General features: G+C 32.2%; 3 protein-coding genes. 2 read left to right on the top strand and 1 reads right to left on the bottom strand.

Annotation, left to right across the window (positions count from 1 at the left end):
* The first annotated feature begins 321 nt into the window (after nucleotides 1-321).
* Both pta and Q0998_RS19085 read left to right on the top strand, forming a co-directional pair.
* On the top strand, nucleotides 322-2,421 hold the full coding sequence (gene pta / locus Q0998_RS19090; protein ID WP_299672995.1) for a phosphate acetyltransferase: 2,100 nt from the start codon (nucleotides 322-324) through the stop codon (nucleotides 2,419-2,421).
* The gene (locus Q0998_RS19085; RefSeq protein WP_299672992.1) at nucleotides 2,418-3,605 is read left to right on the top strand and encodes an acetate kinase; all 1,188 of its coding nucleotides are present in this window, start codon (nucleotides 2,418-2,420) and stop codon (nucleotides 3,603-3,605) included. Before pta ends, Q0998_RS19085 begins: the two co-directional genes overlap by 4 nt.
* Nucleotides 3,606-3,656: 51 nt before the next feature.
* Here Q0998_RS19085 and Q0998_RS19080 read toward each other — a convergent pair whose 3' ends face one another.
* Nucleotides 3,657-4,613 carry a T9SS type A sorting domain-containing protein gene (locus tag Q0998_RS19080; protein ID WP_299672989.1) on the bottom strand — a complete coding sequence of 319 codons (957 nt, stop codon included), beginning with the start codon at nucleotides 4,611-4,613 and terminating at the stop codon, nucleotides 3,657-3,659.
* Nucleotides 4,614-4,707: the final 94 nt, after the last annotated feature.

Raw genomic sequence — 4,707 nt, 5'->3', positions numbered from 1 at the left:
GATGAAAATCCTGAAATGAAATTTTTGAATCATTATTTTGAGTAAAGATGTGCGTGACTCTTCCAGAGTGACAAACTTAGAGTAAATATTGTTAGCAACAAGTTTGTGATCCTGGAAGCATCCCACACAACTATGGAAAAGACTCTACCACAGTGATAAACTAAATGCATAAGTTGTATACGAAACATTTTCCACCTAGTTTTTGTCATGCAGGAAGCATCCCACATTTTATAAACTAACCTAATTTTAAGAATAATTAATGACTAATATCACAACTCGTCATTTTTTTATGCCTTATTTTTGCACTACAATTTAAAAAAAATGAGTAAAGCCATATATATTGCCACTGTAGAATCTGACAGTGGTAAATCTTTAATATCCTTAGGAATCTTAAGAATGATGTTAACAAGATCTACAAAAGTAGGTTATTTTAGACCCATTATTAATGAAATTGACGATGATGGTTTTGATGAACATACAAACACCGCTATCAATTTCTTTAACTTAAATATTGATTATCAAGACTGTTTTGCTTACAATCAAAGTGAAGTTGTAGAACTATTAAGCGAAGGAAAAGAGGATGAAGTGATTCATAACGTCATCAAAAAATATAAAAAGCTAGAAGCAAACTACGATTATGTATTAGTAGAAGGTACTGATTTTTCTGGTAATGGTGGTTTTACAGAGTTAGATGTAAATCTAATGATTGCTAAAAACTTAAACATTCCTGCTCTAATTGTTGGCTCTGGAAACGGAAAGAAAAAGAAAGATTTCATCAATACAATGCAACTTTCCTACAATTCTTTTGTTCAAAAAGAAGTAGACGTTATTGGTATTATTGCCAATAAAATTGAAGAAGATGAAGTAGATTATATTCGGCAAGAACTCCTAAAAAGTTTTCCAGAAAAATTACAAATAGACATCATTCCAAAAATAGATTTCTTAGCTTTTCCTACGGTAAAAGAAGTTGTAAAAAAGCTAAATGGACGAATTTTATTCGGAGAACAATTTTTAGAAAATGCTATTGGTAGCTATAGTACGGGCGCAATGCAACTCAGAAATTACCTAACTCGAATTAAAGAAAATGCACTGGTAATTACTCCTGGAGACAGAGCCGATATTATTTTAGGAGCATTACAGGCAAATGCTTCTAAAAATTATCCAAAAATTGCAGGAATTATCTTAACAGGAAGGCTAATTCCTGAAGAATCTATCTTAAAATTAATAGAAGGCGTACAATCTACAGTACCAATTATTTCTGTGGATGGAGGAACTTTTGGTATTTCAAATAAAATTGGTGCCGTAAAATCTAAAATTTATTCCACTCACAATAAAAAAATATTACTCTCTCTAGACACTTTTGACAAATTTGTAAATGCAGAAGGTTTGACAAATATTTTAACTTCCTATCAATCAGATAAATTAACACCAAGTATGTTTCAATATAATTTATTGCAAAAAGCAAGAATTCAGAAGAAACATATTGTATTGCCTGAAGGAGAAGAAGAAAGAATTTTAAGAGCAGCAGCACGTTTGCAATTATTAGATATTGTCGATTTAACGTTGCTTGGAAATAGAAACACGATACAACTAAAATGCGATCAAATTGGAATTCAGATAGATTTAGATCAAATAAACATTCTAAATCCAGAAGATTCTATCCATACAAAAGATTTTGCCACAACGCTTTTTGAAGCCAGAAAACACAAAGGCATGTCTGAAACCACTGCAAAAGATTTGGTACATGATGTTTCTTATTACGGAACTTTAATGATTTTAAATGGTTTGGCAGATGGTATGGTTTCTGGAGCAATTCATACCACCATGCATACCATAAAACCTGCCCTGCAATTAATCAAAACAAAACCGGGTGTTTCTGTAGTTTCATCGGTATTTTTTATGTGTTTGTCAGACAGAGTTTCTGTGATGGGAGATTGTGCTGTAAATCCAAATCCGAATGCAGAACAACTCTCAGAAATTGCCATTTCTTCTGCCGAATCTGCAGAAGCTTTTGGTATTGAAGCAAAAGTTGCCATGTTATCCTATTCCTCAGGAAGCTCGGGTAAAGGTGAAGAAGTAGAAAAAGTAAGAAAAGCTACAGAAATTGCAAAAGCAAAGAGACCAAATTTAAAAATTGAAGGTCCTATACAATACGATGCAGCTGTAGACATGTCTGTTGCAAAAACAAAAATGCCAAATTCTGAAGTTGCTGGGCAAGCTTCTGTATTAATTTTCCCGGATCTAAATACTGGTAACAATACATACAAAGCCATACAAAGAGAAACAGGCGCATTGGCAATTGGACCAATGTTGCAAGGTTTAAACAAACCTGTAAACGATTTGAGCAGAGGGTGTACTGTAGATGATATTTTTAATACCGTTTTGTTAACGGCAATACAAGCAAACCAATCATGCCTATGAATATTCTAGTCTTAAACGCAGGCTCTTCTTCATTAAAATATCAAGTAATAGAAATGCCTTCACAACATGTAAAATGTGTGGGCTTGGTAGAAAGAATAGGAATGAATGATGCCATCTTTAACCATGAAATAAATGATAAAAAATATGCGGAAGTTTTACCCATCTTAAGTCATAAGGCGGGTTTGAAAAAAATTGCACATATATTATTAGACAAGAAAATTGGAGTATTAAATTCTGTGGATGAAATTGAAGCCGTGGGACATAGAGTGGTTCATGGCGGAAGTAAGTTTAGTAAAACAGTTGTGGTCACAGAAGAAGTAAAAGACAATATTCGCGAATTATTTGATTTAGCACCATTGCACAATCCTGCGAATTTAATAGGAATAGAAATTGCTGAAACCATTTTTACAAAAGCAAAACAAATTGCAATTTTTGATACTTCTTTTCATCAGACAATGCCAAAAGAGGCCTATCAATGTGCAATTCCGAATGAGTATTTAGAAAAACACCAAATACGTGCGTATGGTTTTCACGGAACCAGCCATAAATATGTTTCTGAAAAAGCAATTGAATATTTAGGCGCAATAGCATCAAAGAAGATCATAACAATTCATTTAGGAAATGGCTGTAGCATGTCTGCCATCAAAAATGGAAAAAGCATTGAAAATTCTTTAGGTTTTGGCCCTACGAACGGTTTAATTATGGGAACTCGCGCTGGAGATATCGATCAATCTGTTATTTTCTTTTTAATGAAAAAACTAAATAAATCTGCGGAAGACGTTAATGATTTGTTACAAAAAAAATCTGGAATGCTAGGTTTGACGGGCTTTTCTGATTTAAGAGAAATTTCAGAAAAAGCAGCAAATGGCAACAAAGATTGTAAAAATGCGTTGGCATTAGCTGGCTATAGAATTAAAAAATATATTGGAAGTTATACCGCTATTTTAAACGGATTAGATGCTATTGTTTTTACTGCAGGAATAGGAGAAAATTCTACAATTATGAGGCAACTAGCTTGTGAAAATTTAGACTTTCTAGGAATTGAACTATCTAAAAGTAAAAATAATGTGCGTTCTGCAGAAATTAGAGAAATTCAAACAGCTGCCTCTAAAGTGAAAATTTTGGTAATTCCAACAAATGAAGAGATTGAGATTGCAAAACAATCTTACAAACTTTTAAAATAAAAGTATTTCTGAGTTTTCAGTTCTCAGAAATACTTTCGAACTTGGGGGAATTTAATTTTTTACAACTCTTCTCGTAGCAACATTCCCATTTTCTGACTGAATTTTCAATAAGTAAATACCATTTACCAGATTTTCTAAATTCAATTCATTTTTATTAGAAATCATTATTTTTTTTCCTATAATATTATAAACCTCAATGTTTTTTAAAGAAAAACTACTATCATCAACCTTTAAAATAGAAGTTGTTGGGTTTGGGTAAACCACAAAATCTAACAAATTAAAATTACTTGTACTTGCAGTTGTTTCAACATAGTTATAGGTTGTTCTTGTATTTTCTCCTGTTTTGGTTAAAATTTTATTTACAATGCCGTTTCCAGAAACTATAAATTCTAGACCCGTTTTATCTTTAAAAGGATGCGCAAAGCTTGCCATTAATTTAGAAGTATCAAAAGTATTCGTTTCGTTGTTTGTAATCACAAAAGCGCCATTATCTAAATAAGACTCTTTTTCTGTAATTGCATTTCCATTACCATCATAAGTGTTCTCTTCTTTGTAATCTGTAGTCCAAGTTGAGCCGTCCCATACTTGATCTTCTTGTAAAATTAAATTATTATTCGCATCAAAAGAGTTGATTGTTCTGTCTGAAGTAACCCATTTAAAACCATCCCAACTATCAGAAACTATAGCACTAACCGTTCCGTTTGAGTTGTAATTTATAGTAATGTTAGAAGAATCTTCATCGAAAGCCCAAGCACTTCCATTCCACTCATAAGCTAAACCAGAACTAATTCTATTGTTTGAATAGGTTATATCAAATTTATAGGAATTCACCCATGCTGTTCCATTCCAATCTTGGTCTATAAGCTGAATAACATCTCCGTTAGAATTATAAGAATACGTTGTTTTATATTGGCTCGAAACCGTATTTGTATTTGTATCATAACTTTGATAAATCTCAACTAAAGCTTTGTTATTTCCATTATAGGTATATGTTGTTTTTGAAGACATTTGCCATTGAGAAGTTGTGGATCAACACCAAAAGTTGTGGAGTAACTAAAAATGATTGAACTTTGCATTAAAAATTTTATGCCTTCAGATAGTT

The organism is uncultured Polaribacter sp. (assembly GCF_947501385.1).
In the GTDB taxonomy this organism is placed as follows: Bacteria; Bacteroidota; Bacteroidia; order Flavobacteriales; family Flavobacteriaceae; genus Polaribacter.
This window is presented reverse-complemented; position numbering and strand designations above follow the sequence as displayed.

Excerpts from the sequence above, each read along its gene's own strand:
- pta (WP_299672995.1), top strand. The coding sequence starts at position 322 with ATGAGTAAAGCCATATATATTGCCACTGTAGAATCTGACAGTGGTAAA.
- Q0998_RS19080 (WP_299672989.1), bottom strand. The coding sequence starts at position 4,613 with ATGTCTTCAAAAACAACATATACCTATAATGGAAATAACAAAGCTTTA.
- Q0998_RS19085 (WP_299672992.1), top strand. The coding sequence starts at position 2,418 with ATGAATATTCTAGTCTTAAACGCAGGCTCTTCTTCATTAAAATATCAA.